Raw genomic sequence first — 4,428 nt, forward strand, 5'->3', positions numbered from 1 at the left:
GGTCCTGACCGGGTCAGGCCCGGCCGGCGGCCCGGCTCTCCCCCGTCCAGGCCAGCAGCTTCTCTGCCGTCCAGGTCGTCACCACGCGCTCGGCCGGCACCCCGCACTCCTCGGCCCGCGCGCACCCGATCACCTGCCAGTCCAGCTGCCCGGGCGCGTGCGCGTCGGTGTCCACGGAGAAGAGCACTCCGGCGTCCACGGCCTTGCGCAGGAGCCCGCGCGGCGGGTCGAGCCGCTCCGGCCTGCTGTTGATCTCCACGGCCGTGCCCGCCGCCGCGCACGCGGCGAACACCGCGTCCGCGTCGAACTGCGACGGTGGCCTGCCGCGCCCGGTGACGAGCCGGCCCGTGCAGTGTCCGAGCACGTCGGCCCGCGGATCGCTGACGGCGGCGACCATGCGGCGCGTCATGGCGGCGGCGTCCATGCGCAGCTTGGAGTGCACGGAGACGACCACCACGTCGAGCTGGTCGAGCAGCTCGGGCTCCTGGTCGAGCGACCCGTCGTCGAGGATGTCGCACTCGATGCCCGTGAGCAGCCTGAAGGGCGCCCAGCGCTCGTTGAGCCCCGCCACCACCGCCAGCTGCTCGCGCAGCCGTTCCGGCGACAGGCCGTTCGCGATGGTCAGCCGCGGCGAGTGGTCGGTGAGCACGGCCCACTCGTGGCCGATGTCACGGGCCGCACGGCCCATCTCCTCGATGGGGCTGCCGCCGTCGGACCAGTCGGAGTGCAGGTGGCAGTCCCCCCGCAGCAGCGCCCGCAGCTTCGCGCCGCCCTCGGCGAGCGGTGCGCCGGCCTCGTCCTCCAGCCGCTCCAGATACCCCGGCAGCTGGCCGGCCAGCGCCTCACGGATCACTCCGGCGGTCTTGGGGCCGATGCCCTTGAGCGATTCCAGGGACCCATCGGCGACCCGCCGCGCGGTCTCGCCGTCGTCCAGTTCGCCGACCACCGCGGCCGCGGTGCGAAAGGCCCGCACCCGGTAGGTCGGTGCGCTGCCGCGCTCCAGCAGGAAGGCGATCCGCTCCAGCGCCTCTACGGGGTCCATCGGCACCTCCGGCCGTCGGACGGCGACGGCGTACGTGTGCTTCCAGCGTGGCCCATCGAGGGCCGCGGGGCACGCGAGGAGCCCGGAGGCCCGCCGCGGACGCCTAGGCGGACTCGGCGGCCGGGGCGTCCGGGACGGCCGCGATCGGCCCCCTGAAGTCAAGGACCGCCTCGGCTCTCTGCTGGGTCTCCTCGGCGGCCTGGCGTGCTGTCGCGAGAACGTCGCCGTGCTCCTGGACGAGGGTGTCGTAGATCGGCGCCTGAGCGGCGTCATTGGCTGGCATGACCAGCGGCTCCTTGTTCGGCTGACTGTCTGGGTCGGTGTGGCCGCATGCGGCCGGTCCGCGACCTTACGCTGCCCTGGCGGGACTCTGCGGACCGGGGTCGATCGCTGAGACGGCCGACCGGGTGGAGCACGCAGAGCGCGCGTGGGCCGGAATTCCGGCGGTCGTCGGCGAAATGCGCGCCCCGCACGCCCGAGGCCGGGCGGGATCCGGGCCCCGATGTGAGACTGCTGATGAGGCGGTGATCACAGAATGTCGAGCCAGCCCGGCCAGACCGGACCCGACAATCCCGGCCAGGGGCGCCCCGGCCGCGGCAGGCCGGGTCCCCGGCAGCCGGGCCCCGGTGAGCAATTGTTCGAGCAGCTGCTCGCGTCGGCCCATGCCGCGGCGCCGATGGAGCTTCCCGACCTTGCCCAGCGGTTCGCCGACGCCGCCGGGCTCGACCGGATCGACGTGTACCTCGTGGACATCCAGCAGCGGCTGCTCGTGCCGCTGGCCGACGGGCCGCTTCCCCTGGACGTTGACACCACCGTCGCCGGTTCGGCCTATCGGGCGCACGCGCTGCGCGTCGAGGAGCTGGTCCACGGCAGGATCGTCGCCTGGCTGCCGCTGATCGACGGCGCCGAGCGCCTCGGCGTGATCGGCGCCACCGGCCCGGCCATCGATGTCGCACTGCTGCGGCGCTGTCGCATGCTGGCCTCCGTCCTGGCCATGACGATCACCTCGAAGCGGGCGGCGAGCGACAGCTTCGCGCGCCGGACGCGGTGCGAGACCATGCAGCTGCCCGCCGAGATGCTGCGGGCCTTCCTGCCGCCCCGGACGATCGGCAACTCCCATGTGATCTCCACCGCCGTGCTCGAACCGGCGTACGAGATCGGCGGTGACGCCTTCGACCACTCGCTGACCCCCTCGACCCTGCACGTGGCGATCCTGGACGCCATGGGCCACAACCTCGCGTCGGGACTGACGACCGCCGTGGCGATGGCCGGCTGCCGCAACGCCCGCCGGGCCGAGGCCGAACTGCCCCAGCTCGTCGACACCATCCAGCACGCGCTGGCCGAGTGGCTTCCCGAGCAGTTCTGCACGGGGGTCCTGGCCCAGCTCGACCTGGCCGACGGCGTACTGCGGTGGTGCAACTGCGGCCATCCGCCGCCCCTGCTGATCCGGGACCACCGCGTCCTCGACCGTGCCCTCGAGCGTCCGCCGCAGCCGCCCATGGGTACGCCCGCCTCGCTGGCCGAAGTGACGTGGCAGGTGCACGAGGAGGCGCTGGAGCCGGGCGACCGGGTGCTGATGTACACCGACGGGGTCACCGAGCTGCGGACCAGGGGCGGCGCGGAGTTCGGCCTGGAGCGCTTCACGGACAGCATCATCCGCGCCACCGCCGCGGGCGAACCGGCGCCGGAGGCGCTGCGCCAGCTCATTCACTCCATCCTCGACCGGCAGGACAACCAACTGCGTGACGACGCCACGCTGTTGCTCCTGGAGTGGCGCCCGCCGAACACCCGGTGACCTGCGCACCCGGCGCCGCGACTGCCGTTTCGGCATGCCGGAACGTGTGTTCTGGATCAGGGTGGATACACGGCAGGAAACCAGCATCAGTCGCGCATGGAGGAGGACGAGCACCGTGGGAAACGACGAGGTCATGGGCGACGAGGTCTACCAGCCCGACGCGGAGGAGGTCCGCGAGGACGAGGGCATCCTCGACGCGGAGGACACGCTCAGCGATCGTGGGGCGGATCCCTACGACGAGGGCTGGTCGCCTCCCGAGCGACCCCTCGGAGTGGCCCACACCGGCACCACCGCGCAGGAGCAGCAGGACGGCGAGAGCCTGAGCGAACGCCTCTCCGAGGAGCGGCCGGACCCCGCGCTCGAATTTCCCGGGGCCGCCGACGAGGAGGACGGCATCGGCGACACGACGGACACCGACGGCGAGCTGATCGACGAGGCGGAGGTGGGAGATGCCCGCGCCGGGCGCCTGTTCGCTCCGGACGAGGGGGCCAGCGGAGACGCGGAGGACGACGCCGAACAGGACATGATCGGCGAGGACATGGGCATCGACGGCGGGGCTGCCTCCGCCGAGGAGGCCGCGGTGCACCTCATCGACGGGGACTCCGACGACGCACGCTGACGGTCCGGGTCAGCGCAGCCCCAGCCGCATCAGGACCCGCGGATGACCGGCGAGGACGGACGTCGTGTCGGCGGCGTGGGTGAAACCGGCCCGTTCGAAGTTCTTGCGGAGACCGGCGTACGCCATCGTCAGGTCGACCCTGGCGTCGCCGTTGTCCAGGGGATACGCCTCGATCGCAGGTGCCCCGTGGGCACGGGCGAACTCGACGGCGCCGGCGATCAGCGCGTGCGAGATGCCCTGCTTGCGGTGGCCGGGGCGTACGCGGACGCACCACAGGGACCAGACCGCGCAGTCGTCCACGTGCGGGATCTTCCGGTTGCGCGCGAAGGACGTCTGCGCGCGCGGCGCCACGGCCGCCCAGCCCACCGGCTCGTCGCCGTCGTAGGCGAGCACCCCCGGCGGGGGATCGGCGCGGAACAGCCCGGCGACGTACTCGCCGCGGTCCGGGCCGCGGAGTTCGTTGTTGAGCTTGGAGGGGATCCGGTAGCTCAGGCACCAGCAGACGTTGGCACCGGGCGACTTCGGGCCGATCACGGCGCGGACATCCTCGAAGACCTCGGCCGGGCGCACCTCAAGGGGCATGGTCACGTACTTCCTCGGCCACCGACGCGGCGGCGCGTACCAGGGCGGCTGTGGCCGTCGAACGGGACTGCTGCGGCCAGGCGACGGCGAGGACCGCGGGGGGTGCGTCCGGGACCGGGCGGTAGACGACTCCGGGGCGCGGATAGCGGGCGGCGACGGAGGCGGGCAGCAGCGGGACCGTGCCTCCGAGGGCGACGTGCATGAGCAGTTGGGCCAGGTCGCGGCTCTCGCCGCAGCTGTCGTCGAGGTAGCGGTCCAGGTCGCCGGGGCGCAGCCCCAGGTCGGCGAGGGAGAGTTGGTGCCGGGCGGCGAGCGGGTGGGCGGTGGCGAGGGCCGCGACGCGCGGTTCGGTGGTCAGCGTCTCGGTGTCCAGGCCGGTGCGGTCGAACG

At 73.1% G+C, this 4,428-nt stretch carries 5 protein-coding genes and 1 pseudogene; 2 read left to right on the forward strand and 4 right to left on the reverse strand.

Annotated elements, in window-relative coordinates; all coding sequences use genetic code 11:
• Positions 1-13: 13 nt before the first annotated feature.
• Both ACQKIP_RS40725 and ACQKIP_RS40730 read right to left on the reverse strand, forming a co-directional pair.
• On the reverse strand, positions 14-1,042 hold the full coding sequence (locus ACQKIP_RS40725; protein WP_365855945.1) for a PHP domain-containing protein: 1,029 nt from the start codon (positions 1,040-1,042) through the stop codon (positions 14-16).
• A 103-nt stretch (positions 1,043-1,145) separates the two neighbouring features.
• Positions 1,146-1,325, reverse strand: a complete 180-nt coding sequence (locus tag ACQKIP_RS40730) for a hypothetical protein (protein ID WP_361184020.1) — start codon at positions 1,323-1,325, stop codon at positions 1,146-1,148.
• Between the two features lie 252 nt (positions 1,326-1,577).
• Here ACQKIP_RS40730 and ACQKIP_RS40735 point away from each other — a divergent pair, with 252 nt between their 5' ends.
• Entirely contained in the window at positions 1,578-2,837 is a 1,260-nt protein-coding gene (locus ACQKIP_RS40735; RefSeq protein ID WP_365855943.1) for a PP2C family protein-serine/threonine phosphatase, read from the forward strand.
• Between the two features lie 133 nt (positions 2,838-2,970).
• Positions 2,971-3,456 carry a DUF5709 domain-containing protein gene (locus tag ACQKIP_RS40740; RefSeq protein ID WP_365857068.1) on the forward strand — a complete coding sequence of 162 codons (486 nt, stop codon included), beginning with the start codon at positions 2,971-2,973 and terminating at the stop codon, positions 3,454-3,456.
• A gap of 9 nt (positions 3,457-3,465) precedes the next feature.
• Here the strand turns inward: ACQKIP_RS40740 and ACQKIP_RS40745 are convergent, their stop codons facing one another.
• Both ACQKIP_RS40745 and ACQKIP_RS40750 read right to left on the reverse strand, forming a co-directional pair.
• Positions 3,466-4,038 carry a GNAT family N-acetyltransferase gene (locus ACQKIP_RS40745; protein WP_365857066.1) on the reverse strand — a complete coding sequence of 191 codons (573 nt, stop codon included), beginning with the start codon at positions 4,036-4,038 and terminating at the stop codon, positions 3,466-3,468.
• Positions 4,028-4,428, reverse strand: a pseudogene (locus ACQKIP_RS40750) (LysR family transcriptional regulator); the annotation flags it as partial. The pseudogene ACQKIP_RS40750 and the gene ACQKIP_RS40745, both read right to left, overlap by 11 nt.

The sequence above is a fragment of the Streptomyces sp. NPDC059900 genome (assembly GCF_050270335.1).
Lineage (GTDB): Bacteria > Actinomycetota > Actinomycetes > Streptomycetales > Streptomycetaceae > Streptomyces.